Below are 17757 nucleotides of genomic sequence, written 5' to 3'. Positions count from 1 at the left end.
CCTCAACGGCCGCCGCCATCTCGTTTCATGGGATCGTCCGTGCGTGGTGCAGCGTTTCAGGGGTTGACCCAGGCGTCCGGGGTCTTGGTCAACGCCGAAACAGCGGCGGGCAGTTGGGCCGACGCGACGTCGGCGAGCGAGACGCCGTCGAGGATCTCGCGCACGTTGGACCGCAGCGCGATCCACAACGGGAGCAGCGTCTCGGCGGGGCCGGTGTAGGACAGCTCCGGTGGGCGGACTCCGCGCACCGAGACCAGCGGTCCGTCCACGGTACGGATGACGTCGGCGATGCTGATGGACTCGGCGGGCCTGGCCAGCCGGTAGCCGCCGTTGCCGCCGCGCTGGCTGAGCACAAGGCCGCCCCGACGCATATCGTTGAGGATGCCTTCGAGGAACTTGTGCGGGATGTCCTGGGCGTCGGCGATGGCCTCCGCCTTGAGCGGCCCGTCATTTCCTGACGCGGCGAGCTGCAACGCGGCACGTACCGCGTAGTCCGCCCTGGCTGAGATCCTCATGGGTGCATTATCCCGTACTGGTTGGGTCCGGTCTCCCTGACCGGCGGCGAGGGCGCTCAGCCGCGGCGGGCGTTCAGTGGGACGCCGTCGGCTTCTAGGTTGTGGCTGAGGGCGCCATGGCCAGCGGTGGCTGTGCTGCTTGCCAGGCGTCTCTTCTGAGGGTTGCCCCATGTCCGCATGGTGAGACTCCCTCACGTCGAGTCCTCCTTCCAGGGGCTTCAGGGGCTCAGAGGGCTCCCGGTCAGGCAGGCAGGACGAACGGGGGGTGCGCACCGTTGAGGAAGTAATCCCCGACATCGCGGATTCGGGGGGCGACGGGCTCGTACAAGGTGTGGGTGCGGGCATTGCGCCAGAAGCGGTCGAAGCCCAGCCGTGCGGACGCGGAGCGGGCGCCGACGATGTCGAGGGCGCGGGAAGTGGCCTCCTGCGCCGCCCTGGAGGTGGCGGCTTCCGCCATGGCGACGAGGATGGAGATCTCCGCGTACTCGTCGTAGGTGAGACTTTCGCGGCGTGCCAGCCCTCCGTGCACGGCCTCCTGGGCTTGATCGGTGAGCGCGGACGCCGCGCGGGTGAGGACGGTGAGTTCCCCGTAGACGGTCAGGATCTGTGGGTCCTGAGAGGAGCCGGCCGGCCAGTCCGGATGCCAGGGAGAGTGCGTTGCCCTGCTGTACTCACGGGCTTCGGCGAGCACTCCCTCAGCCATGCCGAGACAGAGCTGGACGGAATTGAGACGCCCGACCGGCGATGCCAGAGCAGTCAGGGGCGACAGGACATCCTCGTCCGCGGACAGGGAGCCGAGTACGTCGTCGGCGGAGACCGGTACACCGTCGAACTCCACGCTCCCGCCGGCCGCGAGCCGCTGGCCGAAAGTGTCGGTGTCGCCGACGACCCCCACGCCGTCACGGACGGGATCGACGACGACGGCGAGTGGCTCGCCGGTATCGGCCCGTACGGCCCGTACGGCGAGGCGATCGGCGACCAGGACCCCGCAGGTGTAGCTCTGCCGGCCGTCGAGCACATAACCGGTGGCTGTCCTGGTCAGTGTCAGAGGCGGTTCCTGGCGGGCGAAACCACCGCCCCAGCACCACTGCTCCGCCGCGGACCGCTGCTCAATCCGACCGGCGAGAGAGGGCTCGGTGAAGAAGCGGGCGCTGTACGACAGAAAGTAGTGACAGCCCAGCAGTTGACCGATCGCGCCGTCGGCCGCGGCGATCACCCGAACGACGGCGTAGGCGGTGGGCCAGTCCGCGCCGCCTCCGCCGAGTTCGCCCGGTATGAGGAGCGTCAGCAGTCCCGACTCGCGCAGCCGGGAGACCTCGTCGAACGGGGTCTTGCCTGCCTGCTCCCTGGCCACCGCGTCCGTGGCCAGGTCGTCCGCCGTCTCGTGGGCCACGCGAAGCCAGTGTGCACGGCCGGGCCCGGTTCGGTCGGATTCCGGGGCGGGTCCGGACGGCGCAGTGGCAACGCTCATGGTGGTGGTCTCCTCAAGGTCGGCGGCTGGGCAGGTACTTGTAACCCACACGCCGTACGGTGACGATCCGGTGCCGGTGGTCCCTGCCCAGCTTGCGGCGCAGCCGTGCGATGTGGACATCCACGGTGCGGCCGTCGCCGAAGTGCTCGTAGCCCCAGATCCCTGCCATCAACTGCTCGCGCGAGTGCACTTGGTCGGGCTGCAGGACGAGATGGGCCAGCAGTCCGAACTCCAGGTAGGTGAGGTCGAGTTCGCGTCCGTCCAGTTCTGCCACGCGTCGTTCGGGGTGGATGCGGACGACACCGTCTTCCGTCTGACGCACGGGAGGCGGGTTCGTGTAGGCGACCGGCCGGATCTCCGGCAGGGTCACGTCCTTGGCGAAGAGGTCTGCGGGATCAGTGCCCTCAGGGACGAGGACGAGGTAGCCGACGAGGGGAGCGGAACCGTTTCCCTCGTCGCCTGCCTGCGCGGCGTCGCCCACGAGGCGGAGACGGCGCATGTCGGGGAGTGGCGAGGCTGATGGAGTTTCCTGAGTCGAGAGTGCCGTGGTCATGGCAGTCGCCCTTCAGAGGTACGTCGAGCCATCAGGCGCAGTGGTGGACGTGCCTGATCACTTCGGATGAGGGAAGGGGCGGAGTGGCACGCGCATTGTGTGCGTCGCGTGCCTTACACGCGACGGCAGGCGGCGCTGACGACGTGACCAAAGTCGACATGCCGACGACGAACGAGTCGCTGCTGCGTGTGTGCCATGTGTGTCATCCTGCGTGCCCAAGGGGAGGGCCGTCAATGCTTCCCTAGCAAATCGATGGGAAATATAGGGAATGCCCGCCGCCGTCGAGGCTGTGCGCGCTCTTCCCCAGAGCAGGCCCTCTTGACGTGGCACCAGGGCCGCACGACACTCCAGAGCAGAGATCCCTAGTGAAGCGGTAGGAAATCATGGAGCATCTGGAGCCGCACGCCAGCCGCGCCATGCGCGCGGGCCGGCCGTCGCTTCTGCTGACCTCCCGCCGCCACATCGATCTCCTGCGTGTCTGCAGCGCGGCGAGCCCTCCGCGCTGAATCGATGGTGCCCATCGGCACCGCGTCCCGCCGGTACGGGTACGCGCCGACGCCGCCGCGCGCCCATCAGCCCACGTGTGCCGACCTCCGCATCTCTGCGAGCCAGAATCCGGACCCGGACCCAGGGAGACACATGCCTGCCGCACCTCTGCCCACCAAGCTGTCCCTCCTCCGCCCGCCGTCGTTCCGAGGCAGGATCGGCTGTGACGCGAACAGCGGCTACTACGCCGAGTCGCGCCGCTACCGCCTCCACCTGTCGCCGTCCTGCCCCTCCTGTCTGCGGATCGCCATCACCCACAGCCTGCTCGGTCTGGAAGAGACCCTCCCGACCGTGCTTCTGTCGGCAGTCCCCGACGGGGCGGACGGCGAACACTCCGCTCTGCGCCCGTTGTACGAGGCCAGCTCACACCGGCATCCCGGACCAGCCGTGGCACCGGTGTTGAGTGACACGTGGACAGGACGCATCGTCAGCACACACGCCCCGGACATCCTCAGGGACCTGGCCCGGCGCTTCGGCGTTGACGACTCCGACCGGCCCACCCTCTATCCGCACGGCGCGGAGGAGGAGATCGAGGCCGTCGAACGACTCTGCGAGTACCGCATCAACGAAGCCGCACAGCAGGCCGGGCAGGCCAACGTCGACGCCACGGCACGCGAGACCGCTCTCGGTACTCTGCTTCGCGTCCTGCACTCACTGGAATGGCGGCTCGCCCACCAGGAGTTCGTCCTGGGCGACGAAATGTCCGCCGCCGACGTGCAGTTGTGGGTGACCCTGGTCCAGCTCGACACCGTGCACCGACTGCACCTGGACGCCGCCGCCGTCCACCGCATCGCCGGCCACCAACACCTGTGGGCCTACGCACGGCGACTGGCCGCCCACCCCGCCTTCGGTCGGCACCTCGACCTGGAGGGCATCGCCCGGAGGCACCATTCCCACTGCCAAGGACTGGAAGCCGCAGGGGCGGCGGTGCAGATCCTGGACTGGGCGACGCACATCGCTGACGGGCCCCAGGCCCGTTCGGCGTCCACGTCGGGGGCGGCGGCGCAATGACCACCATCACTTCATCATCGGCAGGTCCAGGGCGACGGTCCCGGGACTCTAGGTGAGTACCACGATGCGGGATCCAGCGGCGTCGGTCACGTAGGTCAGCAGCTTGCCCGCGCTGCCACCGGTGCCCAGCCAGTCGACGGAGGCGACCTCGCCCGGCGTGAGGAACACTCCTCGTGCGAGCTGAGCCTCGGCGTCCGCACCCCACCCGCTGCCGGTGAACCAGGTTCCGAGGTCCTTGCCCTGCACGACCGTCTCGCCCACCCCGTCGGGAACCCGCCGCAGACCTGCACAAGAGAGAGCGCCAACTGTGCTGCGCTGCCACCCTGACCCCAACACCGCACACACGTCAGCAGATCCGAGAAACAGCGCCTAACAAGTTTTCGAAGATGTGCGTGGATACCGTGTCGCCGGGCACTAGGGCTATCGCACCGAGGTCCTGGTGCAATTCGGAGCCGGACCTACCGGTCTAGGACCTGACGACAGGAGCTTGAAATGATCATTCTTGGCCTTATTCTGCTGATCATCGGCTTGCTTGTCGGCATAGGGCTGCTGACAACGATCGGCGGCATCCTCATTCTGGTGGGCGCCATTCTGTGGGTCCTGGGTGCGACCGGGCGCGCGGTCGGTGGACGCAAGCATTTCTTCTGATGTCAGGGCGCCTCACCAAATCGCTGCGACGAGTGACTGTCCGTGGCTTCCTCCTCATGAGAGAGCCAACATCGTGAGGAACTCACGGATCACGCCTTGAGCAGCCGGTTGCTGCCTCTGGGCGCGCGTTCGTCGCCGATCGATGTCTCGGATGGCTTGATGGTCGAGGCGGGGCCGGCGTACGAGGCCAGGTGGACGGCGGTGGTGAAGCTGGTGCCGTCGCGGACGGTGGACAGCGACATCCCCGCCGCCTCCACCGCCTTGCCAGCTGGGCCAGCTGGGCCCAGCGTAAGGTCCACGCGAGCGGCCGCTTCATGGCCGACGGCCAGTTCGTCCAGCTCGACCCCGATGTACGCCGACGACGACCAGCGTGCGAACGAGATCGAGGCAAACGCCCGTCGCCCGGCCGACGAACTGGGCGCCGCGCTCCTCGCGGCCGACGGCCGACTGTGCGAGGCACTCACCACTCTGCCCGACGAGTGCTGGAGTGTGACCGTCCGGACAGCGCGTGGGAGGGCAGTGTCGGCCTCGGAGGTGCCCTGGATGCGGGTGCGGGAGGTGTGGGTGCACACCTTCGACCTGAACGCGGGAACCGGTTTCGACGACGTCCCCCGCGTGGCTGTGAAGGCAGAGGAATCACGATGAAGTGGCCGGCATCGGCGGCGGGCTGGGCGAACGCCCACTTGAACGTCCTCTTGATCAACAAGGATCGCGGCAAGGACACCACGTTGAATTCGTCCTGACAGCCGTGGTCGTCCCACTGCGGCCCGTACCGCCGGTAGACCATGGCGAGAGAAGCCGCAGCGGGCAACTGTCTGTCGGCGGCCCGCAAGCGGTACTGAGCGTTCCCATACTGGTCGCAGGAACACCGGCCTGCATCCCCACCCGCCGAAGAGCTGGTGGGGATGCGAGACGTCGTGCGACAGTCCGGAGGCCGTCGGGCCAGCCCGGTACGGGGCCTATTCGGAGGTCAGGCGCCCGGGTGGAGACCGGGCCAGCCGGGTGTCGGGTCGCCCTTGACCTCGCCGAAGTAGAGGGCGAAGGTCTGCTTCAGCCGCTCGACCTGGGCCCTGTCTTCCATGAAGCGCGGGAACCCGTCCAGGTTGGCGTTCGGGTACTCCCAGATCGGTTTGAGGCCGGTGGGCGGCGCGATGTCGGTGCGCACCGACCAGCTGTTGGAGGTCTGGCGCTCGGTGGACAGCTGCCAGTTGAGGTAGAGCTTGGCCGCTGTGGGGTTGGCGGCCTGCTTCAGGATCGCGATCCGCTGTCCCCATCCCACGAACGGGTGCCCGTCGGGCATCATCCAGCGGTTCGGGGTGGTGATGAGCGGGCTTCCACCCGTGCCGACGCCGATGATCTTCTCCTTGCTGGTGACCGCGGCGCCGGGGGAGAAGGAGCCCCGGGCGAACTGCGGTTGCTGGGCGGCGAAGTCGGCTATCCAGTCCCAGCCGTAGGTCTCCGCGTAAAGGGCGAAGAGGTAGAGCACCGCGTCGTCGTCGTGCGGGTAGGAGGAGGCGATGGCGCCCTTCCAACGCGGGTCGACCAGGTCCAGCGGCGTCTGCGGCGCGTCGGCCCCGGCCGCCGCCACGTCGTACAGGTAGCTGAAGGCGATGACCATGCCGGCCACCCAGGCGCCGTCCGGATCGCGGAACTTCTTGTGGAGCTTGCTGAAGCCGGCGGGCTTGTAGTGCAGCAGCCGTCCCTGGCGCTTCCAGCGGGTGAAGTCGTGCAGAGTCTGCAACTGCACCACGTCGGGGACCAGGGTGTCGGTCGCGAACTGGTTGTCCACGCGGACGTCGTGGTACTTGCTGTAGTCCACGATGAGGTCGAGGTCGATCTGCGGGAACCGCGCGCGGAAGGCGGTCCGGGCGCCTGCGCCGCTGCCGGAGTTGGCGAGGTCGCCGCCCGCGTAGATGACAAGCTTGCCGCCTTCGGCGATGGCGGCCTGGTACAGCTCGTCGAGGCTCCTGGTCTCTTCGGAGCCGGCGCCGCGTGCGGCTGTTGCCGGGGCGGCCGCGGCGGGGGTCGCGGTGGCGCCGAGGGCGCCGAGTCCGAGTGCGGCGCCCGCTCCGGTGGCAAGGAGGTCCCGTCGACTGGGGAGGCTGGTCACTGGGGTAACCCTTTCTGCGTGGGGGCAGGGATTTTCCCGAGGTACGGGCGGCGGACCGCCTCGGCCGGGACAGTGGGAGCGGAAATGGCGAAACCGGTGTTCTGGTACGGCGTGCTCAACAGGCCCATGTCACCCCCGTGTCATCTCGCCCCGGCGTCCGTGGCCTGGCTGACGAACACGGTGGTGAGCCGTTTTCCGGGACAGGGAATCTTGGCGCCGAGCCGGCCGTGTTCGGGGGTGGGGCCGGGCGTTGACCAGCATCGCCTCCTGCTCGCCGGTGGCGAGGGTGGTGGTCTTGTCCGTGGTGCCGACCGGAGAGTCCAGGCCGAGGACTGCAGATTCGAGCGTGCTCATCAGGGCTCTTCGCTCTTCGGTCGGGAATGGGGCTCGCTGAGGGCGAGCGGTTCACCTGGAGAGTATCTGACGAGTCAGGCGTTTCTCGCGCTGGATGCACACGGTGTGATCCGAGTCGCATGGCCTGCGGGGTAGTTGACGTGGGCGCCGCGCCCCCGGGGTGGGACCGGATCGGCGGACGACGGGAGCACCGCTGTCGGCGTCGATGCCCAGTTCGCTCGCTGAATTCGCGGTCCACACCAGGGTCGCAAAGCAGTCCTCCAGCCCGGCGGGGAAGGGGTGTTCCGGAGCGAGCCGGTAATCGAGGCAGACCACGACCGTGCCGACCTCCGCGGCGGCAAGGGCGGAGCCACACGCCTCCGTGCGCGCCGTGATGCAGGCGTCACGTTCACCGGCTCCGCATCCGCTCTTCGAGCGCCGCCTCCGGTTCCATCAGGTCAGGCTGCCTACGGCTTGCGCAAGGGTTGCTCGCCCGAGCCGCGGACTATCAGCCGGGTGGGCACGGTGATGGTGCGGGTCCGGGTGCGGTCGCCGTCGAGTCTGGTCAGGGCGGTGGTCGCGGCTGCCCTGCCGAGTTCTTCCGCGTCCTGGGCGACGACGGTCAGGGCGGGTTCGAGTGCTTCGGCGAGTGCGACGTCGTCGAACGCGACGACGGCGACGTCCTTGCGTTTGCTCCGGGCGAGTTCGGCGACGATGCCCAGCGCCATGATGTTGTTTCCGGCGAACAGGGCCGTGGGGGGATCGGCCAGGCCGAGGAGTCGGGCGGTCGCAGCCTCGGCTCCTTGCTGGTCGTGGGCGTTGGTGACGAGCGAGCGGTCGAAGGGGATGTCGGCTTCGTGCAGCGCCGAGCGGTAGCCGGCCAGCCGCTCGCGGCGGGTGTACAGCTTCGGGGGCAGGTCGCCGACGAAGCCGATGCGCCGGTGTCCGTGGGCGAGGAGGTGGGCGACGCCGTTGTGGGCTCCGGCACGGTTGGAGCTGACGATGCTGTCCGTGGCGAGTCCGACTCCGGGCCGGTCGAGGAAGATCACCGGAAGTCCCGCCGTACGGTGGGCCTTGAGGTGGGCGTGGTCGGCGCCGACGGACGGTACGACGATCAGGATGCTGACGCGGCGAGCGAGGAACTTGTCCGTCAGGGCACGTTCGCGTGCGGGATCGTCCGCGGAGGAGCCCATGAGCAGGGTCAGTCCGCGGTCGCGGACCGTGTCCTCGATGCTTCGGGCCACGGCCCCGAAGAAGGGGTTCCCGAGGTCCGGGATGACCAGTCCGACCGTGGTGTCGGGTCCGCCGACGCGGATGTTGCGTGCCATGAGGTTCGGCTGGAAGCCGAGCTTGGCCACCGCCGCGAGCACCTGTTCCCTGGTCTGAGCGGAGGCGGGCCCGTCCTCGTTGAGGACGCGGGAGACCGTTTTGGCGCTGACGCCGACTTCTCGGGCGACATCGGCCAGGGTGGGTCGGCGGTTTGCTGCCATGGAGGAAAGCGTCTCCTGAGGGTTTTCGGTTCCGGCCGCGGCCTCGGCCGGAACCGCGAGAGCAGAGTTGTGCTGTCAGGTGGCCTGGACTCCGACGGCCTTTGCGGCCTCGGAATCCGCTACGACAGTATCCCCGGCCGCATCGACGGTCAGAGCACCGGTCATGATGGCGACGACCTCGGCCATGGAGTAGTCGGAGGGTTTGATCACGGCGGCGCGCCGGCCGAGGCGGTGTACGTGGATCCGGTCGGCGATCTCGAAGACGTGCGGCATGTTGTGGCTGATCAGGACGACCGGCATGCCCTTGTCGCGGACCCGGCGGATGAGGTCCAGGACCTGACCGGACTCCTTGACGCCGAGGGCGGCGGTGGGCTCGTCCATGACGACGACGCTGCGCGCCCAGGCGACGGAGCGGGCGACCGCGACGGCCTGCCGCTGCCCGCCGGAGAGCGTCTCGACCGACTGTGTCAGCGAGCGCAGGCCGATCTTCAGGTCGGCCATGTGCTCGGCGGCCTCCTGGCGCATGCGCTTCTTGTCGAGCATGCGGAAGACGCTGCCGAGGACGCCGGGGCGGCGGAGTTCGCGCCCGAGGAACACGTTCGAGGCGATGTCCATGGAGGCGGCCACGGCGAGGTCCTGGTAGACGGTCTCGATGCCGTGGGCGCGGGCGCTCTGCGGACCGGAGAAGGTGATGGGCTGTCCGTTGAGGCGGATCTCGCCGGCGTCGGGGGTGATCGCGCCGGTGAGGGCCTTGATCAGGCTGGTCTTGCCGGCGCCGTTGTCGCCGATGACGGCGAGGACCTCGCCGGGCAGCAGGTCGAAGTCGGCGCCGTCGATGGCGGTGACCTGCCCGTACCGCTTGAACAGGCCGCGGGCCTGCAGCACGGGCGTGGGGGAGGAGGTGGCGGTCATCGGGCCTTCTTCCGGGAGAGCTGGTCGACGGTCACCGCGAGGATCACCAGGACTCCGGTGATCAGGGTCTGGTAGATGGACGCGACGCCCATCAGCTGCAGGCCGTTGCGGAAGACGCCCACGATGAGGACGCCGATGAAGGTGCCGAGGACCGAGCCGCGTCCGCCGAAGAGGCTGGTGCCGCCGAGGACCACCGCGGTGATGCTGTCGAGGTTGTCGGTCTGACCGGCCTGCGGGTCGCCGACTCCGGTGCGGGAGATGAGCAGCAGGGCGGCGATGCCGTAGAGGAGACCCGCCACGGTGTAGATGCCGATGGTCAGGCGCGAGGTGCGGATGCCGTTGAGGCGCGCCGCTTCCTGGCTGTTGCCCAGGGCGTACACGTGCCGGCCCCAGCCGGTGTTGCTCAGCGAGTAGGCGAGGAGCAGGAACAGGGCGATGGTGACGAGGGAGCCGTAGGTGATGTCGGTGTGGCCGAGCGGGAAGGTCTCGCCGAGGGCCGTCAGCGGGCCCGGCAGGTTGGTGACCGTCTGCTCCTCGGAGTAGATGTGGGTCAGCGCGAACGCCACGTTGAGCATGCCGAGGGTGACGATGAACGGTGGCAGCGGGATCTTCTGCACCAGCAGCCCGTTGAGCAGTCCGAAGCCGCCGCAGACGGTGATACCCAGAGCGATGGCGACGAGCGGGGGCAGGGAGCCCTCGGCGGCCATCTTGGCGATCACGATGCTGCCGAACGCCATCACGGCCCCGCACGACAGGTCGATGCCCGCGGTCAGGATGATCAGGGTCTGTCCGATGGCGAGGGTGCCCACGACCATGACCTGCTGCACGATCAGCGAGAAGTTCCCGCCGGTGAGGAACTGTTCGGTCGAGAGGGAGAAGAAGGCGCAGGCCAGGAGGAGGGCGACCAGCGGGCCGGTGGTCGGCGCCGTGAGCAGTCGGCGGGCCGTGGTCGGTGCTTTGAGCTCGGCGTACGGCGTGGTCGTGGCTGTCATGCGAAGTCCTTGTCGGAAGACAGTGGTCGTTGTCCTTCCCGGTCGGAGGACAAGAGGACGAGCGGGCGGCCGTCACCCGGTCGGGGAGGGAGGGACGGCCGCCCCGTTGGGGGCGTACGGCTCGGGCGTACGGCTCGGGCGTACGGCTCAGCCCCAGCAGTTCTCCAGGCCGTAGGCGGTGTCCTTCGACGTGACCCCGTCCTGCGCCTTGTCGGTGATCAGCGTGACGCCGGTGTCGGTGTAGCCGGACGCCTTCTTGTCGTCCTTGGCGTACGTCACGACGGCCTTGACGCCCTCGGCGGCCATCTTGAGCGGGTACTGCTGGGAGGTGGCGGCGATCTTGCCGTCCTTGACGGCCTGGGTCCCGGTGCAGCCGCCGTCGACGGAGACGATCAGGACGTCCTTCTCCCGGCCCTTGGCCTTGAGCGCGGTGTACGCGCCCAGCGCGGCCGGCTCGTTGATGGTGTAGACGACGTTGATGTCCGGCTCCTTCTGGAGGCAGTTCTCCATCGCCGTCTGGCCCTTGGCCTGGTCGCCGCCGGTGTCCTGGGCGCAGGCGACGTCCTTGTCGGTGGCGCCGAAGCCCTTCAGGAAGCCCTCGTGCCGCTGGACGCCGACGGACACACCCGGCGCGAGGTCGAGGGCGGCTATCTTCGCGGTCTTGCCCTTCATCGCGGCCTTGGCGTACTCGCCGATCAGCTCGCCGGCCTTGACGTTGTCGGTGGCGAAGAGGGCGTCGACCGCGCTCTCCGGCTCGGTCGGCGTGTCCAGGGCGATGACCAGGACGCCCTTGGCGCGGGCCTTCTCGATCGCGGGCACGATCGCCTTGGAGTCGCTCGGGGTGATCAGGATGCCCTTGACCCCGGCGGCGACCATGTTCTCGATGGCGGTGACCTGCCCGGCGTTGTCTCCGTCGAACTTGCCCGCCGCGGTGGACAGTTGCGCGCCGTTCTCCTTGGCGGCCTTCTCCGCACCCTCCTTCATCTTCACGAAGAACGGGTTGGTGTCGGTCTTGGTGATCAGGCCGACCTTGACGCTGCCCGATCCGGTGCTCGCGGTGCCCGATTCGGATCCGGATCCACAGGCGGTCAGGGTGAGGGCCGCGATGCCCGTGCAAGCGGCGGCTCTGAGCAGGGGAGAGGGCAGACGAGAGATGCGTGACATGAACGACTCCTGCGGGATTGCGGGCGAGCGGCCGGCATCTGGGCATGCCGTCCCGTGGTGTCATCGTTGACTTATGTCATCGTTGACACTGCTTGGCCAGGATGATGGACTCCGTCGCCAGGCAACGTCAATGCCTTGCACCCGTCACAAATCGGCAACGCCCGTCGTTGCCACCCGCCCGAAGCCGCTCAGCGACTGCCCGCGACGTGCCCGTTTCGCCGGCCTGTTCCAAGAGAAGAGCAGTTCATGACCCTGCCTCGGATCACCGTCCTCGGAGAGTGCGTCGCCGACGCGTTCACCGAACCCACCAGTACCTCGAACGAACTCGCCCTCCGTGTACTACCGGGCGGCGGACCTGCGAACACGGCTGTGTCCCTGGCCCGTCTCGGCACCCCGGCCCGCTTCCTCGCGCGGCTGTCGGGCGACGTGTTCGGCCGCCTGTTCCGCGCTCATCTGGAGGCGTCGGGGGTGGACCTGTCGGACGCCGTCCAGGCGGCCGAGCCCAGCACCCTGGCCGTGGCGGAGCTGGACGACAGGGGCCAGGCCGCGTTCTCCTTCCACGCCCAGAACACGGCCGACTGGCAGTGGAAGCCCGAGGAACTGGCGCGCGTCGACCTGTCCGAAACCGCCTGTCTGCACACCGGATCCCTGGCCCTGGTCCGGCAGCCCGGTGCGACGGTGGTCGAGGACTTCCTGGCGGCGGCGGCCCCGCACGCGACCATCAGCATCGACCCCAACGTCCGGCCGCTGCTGGTGCGTCCCGACGTCTACCGGGCACGGCTGGCGCACTGGTGCACCCTCGCCGACGTGCTGCGGCTCAGCGAGGACGACCTGGAACTTCTGCTGCCGGACACCCCGCCCGAGAAGGCGTGCGACATCTGGCACGCGGCCGGGGCGCGGCTCGTCGTGATCACGCGCGGTGCCGACGGCGCCCTGGCCTCGCTCGACGGTGAACGGGTCCAGGTGCCCGTCGTCCCGACGAGCGTCGCCGACACGGTCGGGGCAGGCGACTCCTTCACCGCCGGACTGCTGCACCACCTCGGCGCTCGCGGGCTTCTGGGTGGTCGGCTGGCGGAACTGCGCCTGGACGACGTCGAGGAAGCCTGCCGCTTCGGTGCCCGCGTCGCGGCCCTGACCTGCTCGGTCGCCGGCCCCAACCCGCCGTGGCAGAGCCAGTTGGCGCAGCTTGCCGCGGCCGACCGGGCATGACGGACGAGCACGCCGCTCAGCAGGAGATCCGGCCGCACCGTTGACGCGTTGGCCGGATTGCCTTCATCATCGGGCCACTCGCTGTCATCGATGACACAAGTCAACGATGACACCCCTTGCCGATGCCGTGGACGACGGCGCCGAAAAGGGCGTCACATTTCGCCGGATCCGCGCCGGGCAGCAGGCTTCACTGCGCGGACGGCCGCAGCACAGGAGACAGCATGAGCTCTGGACGTGTATCCCGGCATGCCCGCATACGGATGATCGCGGCGGTGGCGACCGTCTGCGCCCTGTCGGCGGCCCCGCTCGCCCCCCAGGCCGTAGCCGCCGACACCCCGCCGTACTCCGAGACCTACCGGCCCCAGTTCCACTTCACGCCGGAGAAGAACTGGATGAACGACCCCAACGGCCTCGTGTACTTCAAGGGCGAATACCACCTCTTCTACCAGTACAACCCGAACGGCAACTCCTGGGGAGACATGTCCTGGGGCCACGCGGTCAGCAAGGACCTCGTGCACTGGAAGGAACTGCCGCTCGCCCTCTCGCACGACGACAACGAGATGGTCTTCTCCGGCAGCGCGGTCGTCGACCGGGACAACACCACCGGCTTCGGCACGAAGAAGAACCCGGCCATGGTGGCGATCTACACCAGCCACAACAAGGCCACGGGCATCCAGGCGCAGTCGCTCGCCTACAGCACCGACCGCGGCCGCACCTGGACCAAGTACCAGGGCAATCCCGTCATCGACATCGGCTCCAAGGACTTCCGCGACCCCAAGGTCCAGTGGTACGCGCCGACCAAGAGCTGGCTGATGACGGTGTCGCTGTCCGCCGAGCACAAGGTGCAGTTCTACTCGTCCAAGAACCTCAAGGACTGGAAGCTGCAGAGCGAGTTCGGGCCGACCGGTGCGACGGGCGGCGTGTGGGAGTGCCCCGACCTGTTCCCCCTCGCGGTCGACGGAGACAAGAAAAACATCAAGTGGGTCCTGGTCGTCAACATCAACCCCGGTGGAATCGCGGGCGGTTCGGCCGCCCAGTACTTCGTCGGCGACTTCGACGGCAAGAAGTTCACCGCCGACGACAAGGGCACCTACACCCCGCCCACCGGCACGGTGGTGCAGGACTTCGAGGGCACCAATTTCGGTTCGTGGACGACGACCGGCACCGCCTTCGGCGACGGGCCGGCGGCCGGGGCCGTGGCCGGGCAGGGAACCGTCGACGGCTTCGACGGCAAGAGCCTCGCCAACAGCTTCCACTCGGGTGACGGCGCCACCGGCACCCTGACCTCGCCCGAATTCACGGTCGACAGCTCCTACCTGAACTTCAAGGTCGGCGGCGGACGGCACCCGCACGAGTCCGGAACCGTCATGGAGCAGGGACCGCCGCCCGCGGGCACGGTCCTCGCCGACTTCGAGGGTGGCAACTACGGCGACTGGACGACGACCGGAGACGCCTTCGGTACGGCACCGGCCGCCGGCACCCTCCCCAACCAGCAGGAAGTCTCCGGATTCCTGGGCGGCGGCCTGGTCAACAGCTACCTGAACGGCGACGCGACCACCGGCACCCTCACATCGCCCGAATTCACCATCGGCAAGAAGCACATCAACTTCCTCATCGGCGGCGGCAACCACCCCGCCGCCTCCGCCGACCCCACCGCCATGGAACTCGTCGTCGACGGCGAAGTGGTGCGCAGCGCCACCGGAAAGGACGGCGAGGCGCTCAACTGGGCTTCCTGGAACGTCGGCGACCTCGCCGGCAAGCAGGCGCGGATCAGGATCGTCGACAACAACACCGGCGGCTGGGGCCACCTCACCGTCGACCACATCATGCTGTCCGACACCCCGGCCCAGCCCGTCTCCCAGGAGACGTCCGTCAACCTGGTCGTCGACGGCCAGGTCGTCCGCAGCGCCACCGGTGCCAACAGCGAGACCCTGGACTGGGCCTCCTTCGACCTGCGTGCCTACGCCGGCAAGAAGGCGAAGATCCAGATCGTCGACATGAACAAGGCCGGCTGGGGCCACCTCCTGGCCGACCGGTTCACCGAAGCCGACACCGCCGCCAAGTCCGTCGTCCAGCGCGCCCACTGGGCCGACTACGGAAAGGACTACTACGCGGCGGTGTCCTGGGAGGACGCGCCGGACGGCAAGCGGTACATGATCGGCTGGATGAACAACTGGGACTACAGCGGCGCGATCCCCACCTCCCCGTGGCGCGGTGCGCAGAGCGTCCCCCGGGAGATGGCCCTGCGTACGGTCGACGGCCAGGTCCGGCTGACCAGCAAGCCGGTCAGCAGCCTGGAGTCCCTCCGGCAGAAGCGCCCGGCGACAGCTACCGCAGTCACCGTCAAGAACACCACGAAGACCCTGATCGGCCCCGCGGCCAAGGGCAAGGCACTCGACATCGAGGCGACCTTCTCCCTCAAGGACGCCGACCGCTTCGGACTCAAGGTGCGCACGGGCGCGAACGGAGAGGAGACCGTCATCGGCTACGACACCACGACGCAGGAGCTGTACGTCGACCGCACCCACTCCGGCGCCGTCGACTTCAACAGCACCTTCCCCGGCGTCCAGACCGCACCCCTGAAGGCGAAGAACGGCAAGGTCAAGCTGCGCATCCTCGTCGACTGGTCGGCCGTCGAGGTCTTCGGCGGCAACGGCGAAGCCGTCATCACCGACCAGATCTTCCCCGACCCCGCCAGCCAGGGGGTGCAGGTCTTCGCCGAGAACGGCTCGGTGAAGCTGGACCGGGCCGCGGTCTGGCATCTCGACTCCGCCCACAAGTGACGTCCGCAGCCGACAAGGAGAACCAGACCGTGAAGAAGACCCTGCTCGCCGAGTTCACCGCCCGCGAGGGAACCGAGGACGAGGTCGCCCGCCTGATCGGCGAGTACGCCCTCAAGGTGCGCGAGGAAGAAGGCAACCTCGCCTTCGACGTCTACACCAAGGCAGCCGCCCCACGCGCCTTCTGGATCTTCGAGGTGTACCGGGACGAGGAGGCCTTCCAGGCGCACCTGAACGCCCCGTACGGCGGCCCTTTCAACGCCGTCCTCGTCCCGCTGATCGAAGAGGACGCCTCCGTGCTGACCTTCCTCGATCCGGTGACCTGACCTGACCTGACCTGACCTGACCGGACCTGAGCTCACCCGATCCGGTGACCGATGCCGGCCGGGTCCGTGCCCGCGGGCCCGGACCCGGCGCGTCGTCGTGCCTCCGACCGGCCGGGCGGGCGCATTTGCCTCCAGATCCTCGACCTCGCCAATCGGGAGCACCTCGAGCTGATCGCGCCCCAGGTGCAGTCGCAGCAGCCGTGGTCGGGCGGGGAGGACGGTGGGGTGCGGGGCGTCAGAGGTATCTGACGCCCTGTTCCGTGCTGCCGGCCAGGAAGCCGGAGAGCCGGGCGCCGTAGCGGATCCAGCGGCGGCGCAGACTCGGGGAGCGGGCGAGGTCGGAGGTGTGCAGGAGCAGCCAGGACCAGTTCATGAGGACCGTCCGGTTGTCGCGGCGCTCGAAACCGGCGTGACGGTAGGCGGCGTACAGTCGGGCGCCGGACCTGCCGTAGTTCCACTTCTGCCGGGCCAGGCCGGAGAGTTCCGCGCGCAGCCGGTAGTGCATGCGGGCGTCGTGCACATAGCCGACCCGGTAGCCGCACAGGTGGGCCCGCCAGGACAGGTCCATGTCCTCGCCGCCGCCCCGGAAGCTCTCGTCCCAGCCGCCGATCGTCGTCAACACCTCTGTCCAGGCGGCGCAGTTGGCGCCTCGCGCGAAGGGCAGGAAGTCCGTCTGCTCGGTCATCGGCGCCGGCTGCTCGTCGGCGTACATAGGGCTCAGCACGCTGCTGTCCAGGCTGCCGCCCATGAGGTCAACGTCCGGGGCGGCCGCGGCCAGCGCGGCGAGCCAGCCGGGGTCGGCGACGTCGTCCGCGTCGCAGAAGGCGATGAAGTCACCGTGGGCGGAGGCGATTCCGCGGTTGCGGGCGTAGCTCTCGCCGGGGCGCTCGTGGGCGTCGACGATCCTCAGGCCGGGCAGGTCGGGGCGAGCCTTCTCCGCCACCTCGCGCGTCGAGTCGGTCGAGCCGTTGTCGACGACGAGGACCTCCCACGGGGCGGTGTAGGTCTGGGTCGCGAGCGCACGCAGCTGTGCCGGGAGCGTGAGCGCGCCGTCGCGGACGGGGATCACGACGGAGACGAGGTCGGGGGCCCCTCTGTGCACGGAGACGTCCGTGGAGGGTGCGTGGGTGGAGGGGGCGAGGCGGGTGTCCCGAACGAGGCCGGTCCCCACGGCCAGGGCGGCGGACGCTGTGGCGGCGGTGTCGTCGGTACGGCGCCGCACCAGCAGTCGCGGCACCATGACCCACGCTGCCCGGTGATCTCTCGTGTGCAGCAGATCGCGTCGTACGGCGTACGCGGCACCGTCGAGATGGGGCGCCAGGGTGATGCCCTCGACCAGTGCGTCGGCCCGCAGCCGGAGCGTGCCGCACTGGACGAGGCCCGCATCGTCCTGGGCCGCCCGGGCCAGGTGGTGCAGCCAGTCCGGGAGGGCCTCGTCGCGACCGTGGAGGAAGGCGACGTAGGGAGTCCGGGCGGCGCGCGCGGCCTCGACACACCGCTCGGCGGCGGTTTCGGACGCGCAGCGTATGAAGTGCAGTTGTGGGTCCGGCGGCGGGTCGTCCGGGGTGACCACCGTGATCGCTGCGGGCGGCAGGGGGGACTGACGTAGCAGGCTGTGCACCGCGGGTTCCCACTTGCCCTCGGGCGCCGCGACGACCACGGCGATTTCGGGCAGGGGCGCTTCCATGTCGGTCACC

At 68.9% G+C, this 17757-nt stretch carries 17 protein-coding genes and 1 pseudogene; 6 read left to right on the top strand and 12 right to left on the bottom strand.

Going from position 1 to position 17757, the window contains the following annotated elements; all coding sequences use genetic code 11:
* Positions 1-56: 56 nt before the first annotated feature.
* The 3 genes from KUF83_RS40000 to KUF83_RS39990 all read right to left on the bottom strand — a co-directional run bounded on the left by KUF83_RS40000 (position 57) and on the right by KUF83_RS39990 (position 2539).
* Positions 57-515 (bottom strand): Rrf2 family transcriptional regulator, encoded by a 459-nt coding sequence (locus tag KUF83_RS40000; RefSeq protein WP_217460022.1) that lies wholly within the window; start codon positions 513-515, stop codon positions 57-59.
* Between the two features lie 241 nt (positions 516-756).
* Complete coding sequence (locus KUF83_RS39995) at positions 757-1986, bottom strand: acyl-CoA dehydrogenase family protein (RefSeq protein WP_217460021.1); 1230 nt, start codon at positions 1984-1986, stop codon at positions 757-759.
* Positions 1987-1999: 13 nt separating this feature from the next.
* Positions 2000-2539 (bottom strand): winged helix-turn-helix domain-containing protein, encoded by a 540-nt coding sequence (locus KUF83_RS39990; protein ID WP_217460020.1) that lies wholly within the window; start codon positions 2537-2539, stop codon positions 2000-2002.
* Between the two features lie 639 nt (positions 2540-3178).
* Here KUF83_RS39990 and KUF83_RS39985 point away from each other — a divergent pair.
* Complete coding sequence (locus tag KUF83_RS39985) at positions 3179-4096, top strand: glutathione S-transferase C-terminal domain-containing protein (protein ID WP_217460019.1); 918 nt, start codon at positions 3179-3181, stop codon at positions 4094-4096.
* A gap of 48 nt (positions 4097-4144) precedes the next feature.
* Here the strand turns inward: KUF83_RS39985 and KUF83_RS42470 are convergent, their stop codons facing one another.
* Positions 4145-4357 carry a hypothetical protein gene (locus tag KUF83_RS42470; RefSeq protein WP_254645076.1) on the bottom strand — a complete coding sequence of 71 codons (213 nt, stop codon included), beginning with the start codon at positions 4355-4357 and terminating at the stop codon, positions 4145-4147.
* A gap of 231 nt (positions 4358-4588) precedes the next feature.
* On the opposite strand from KUF83_RS42470, the gene KUF83_RS39975 reads away from it, so the two are divergent.
* Positions 4589-4744 carry a hypothetical protein gene (locus KUF83_RS39975; protein WP_217460018.1) on the top strand — a complete coding sequence of 52 codons (156 nt, stop codon included), beginning with the start codon at positions 4589-4591 and terminating at the stop codon, positions 4742-4744.
* An 89-nt stretch (positions 4745-4833) separates the two neighbouring features.
* On the opposite strand, the gene KUF83_RS42465 is transcribed toward KUF83_RS39975, so the two are convergent.
* The gene (locus tag KUF83_RS42465) at positions 4834-4986 is read right to left on the bottom strand and encodes a hypothetical protein (protein WP_374106252.1); all 153 of its coding nucleotides are present in this window, start codon (positions 4984-4986) and stop codon (positions 4834-4836) included.
* On the opposite strand from KUF83_RS42465, the gene KUF83_RS42460 reads away from it, so the two are divergent.
* A complete protein-coding gene (locus KUF83_RS42460; RefSeq protein ID WP_308403388.1) occupies positions 4946-5389 on the top strand; it encodes a maleylpyruvate isomerase N-terminal domain-containing protein in 444 nt (147 codons plus the stop codon). The genes KUF83_RS42465 and KUF83_RS42460 overlap by 41 nt on opposite strands.
* A 325-nt stretch (positions 5390-5714) precedes the next feature.
* On the opposite strand, the gene KUF83_RS39965 is transcribed toward KUF83_RS42460, so the two are convergent.
* The 6 genes and pseudogenes from KUF83_RS39965 to KUF83_RS39940 all read right to left on the bottom strand — a co-directional run bounded on the left by KUF83_RS39965 (position 5715) and on the right by KUF83_RS39940 (position 11745).
* Positions 5715-6854, bottom strand: a complete 1140-nt coding sequence (locus KUF83_RS39965; RefSeq protein ID WP_217460017.1) for an ABC transporter substrate-binding protein — start codon at positions 6852-6854, stop codon at positions 5715-5717.
* 549 nt (positions 6855-7403) lie between these two features.
* Positions 7404-7544 (bottom strand): annotated as a pseudogene (locus KUF83_RS39960) (alpha/beta hydrolase fold domain-containing protein); the annotation flags it as partial.
* Positions 7545-7654: 110 nt separating this feature from the next.
* Positions 7655-8677, bottom strand: a complete 1023-nt coding sequence (locus KUF83_RS39955) for a LacI family DNA-binding transcriptional regulator (RefSeq protein ID WP_217460016.1) — start codon at positions 8675-8677, stop codon at positions 7655-7657.
* A 75-nt stretch (positions 8678-8752) separates the two neighbouring features.
* Positions 8753-9589, bottom strand: coding sequence for an ATP-binding cassette domain-containing protein (locus tag KUF83_RS39950; RefSeq protein ID WP_217460015.1), 837 nt, complete (start codon positions 9587-9589; stop codon positions 8753-8755).
* Positions 9586-10581 carry an ABC transporter permease gene (locus tag KUF83_RS39945; protein WP_217460014.1) on the bottom strand — a complete coding sequence of 332 codons (996 nt, stop codon included), beginning with the start codon at positions 10579-10581 and terminating at the stop codon, positions 9586-9588. The genes KUF83_RS39950 and KUF83_RS39945 overlap by 4 nt, the downstream gene beginning before the upstream one ends.
* 147 nt (positions 10582-10728) lie before the next feature.
* Positions 10729-11745, bottom strand: coding sequence for a sugar ABC transporter substrate-binding protein (locus KUF83_RS39940; RefSeq protein WP_217460013.1), 1017 nt, complete (start codon positions 11743-11745; stop codon positions 10729-10731).
* A gap of 246 nt (positions 11746-11991) precedes the next feature.
* Between KUF83_RS39940 and KUF83_RS39935 the strand changes: the two genes are divergently transcribed.
* The 3 genes from KUF83_RS39935 (at position 11992) to KUF83_RS39925 (ending at position 16060) form a co-directional block, all read left to right on the top strand.
* Complete coding sequence (locus KUF83_RS39935) at positions 11992-12954, top strand: carbohydrate kinase (RefSeq protein WP_217460012.1); 963 nt, start codon at positions 11992-11994, stop codon at positions 12952-12954.
* A gap of 221 nt (positions 12955-13175) precedes the next feature.
* The gene (locus KUF83_RS39930) at positions 13176-15737 is read left to right on the top strand and encodes a GH32 C-terminal domain-containing protein (RefSeq protein WP_217460011.1); all 2562 of its coding nucleotides are present in this window, start codon (positions 13176-13178) and stop codon (positions 15735-15737) included.
* A gap of 29 nt (positions 15738-15766) precedes the next feature.
* The gene (locus KUF83_RS39925; RefSeq protein ID WP_217460010.1) at positions 15767-16060 is read left to right on the top strand and encodes an antibiotic biosynthesis monooxygenase family protein; all 294 of its coding nucleotides are present in this window, start codon (positions 15767-15769) and stop codon (positions 16058-16060) included.
* 235 nt (positions 16061-16295) lie between these two features.
* Here KUF83_RS39925 and KUF83_RS39920 read toward each other — a convergent pair whose 3' ends face one another.
* Positions 16296-17747, bottom strand: coding sequence for a glycosyltransferase family A protein (locus KUF83_RS39920; RefSeq protein ID WP_217460009.1), 1452 nt, complete (start codon positions 17745-17747; stop codon positions 16296-16298).
* Positions 17748-17757: the final 10 nt, after the last annotated feature.

Origin of the sequence: Streptomyces sp. BV286 (assembly GCF_019090165.1) — a bacterium.
Taxonomy (GTDB): domain Bacteria; phylum Actinomycetota; class Actinomycetes; order Streptomycetales; family Streptomycetaceae; genus Streptomyces.
This window is presented reverse-complemented; position numbering and strand designations above follow the sequence as displayed.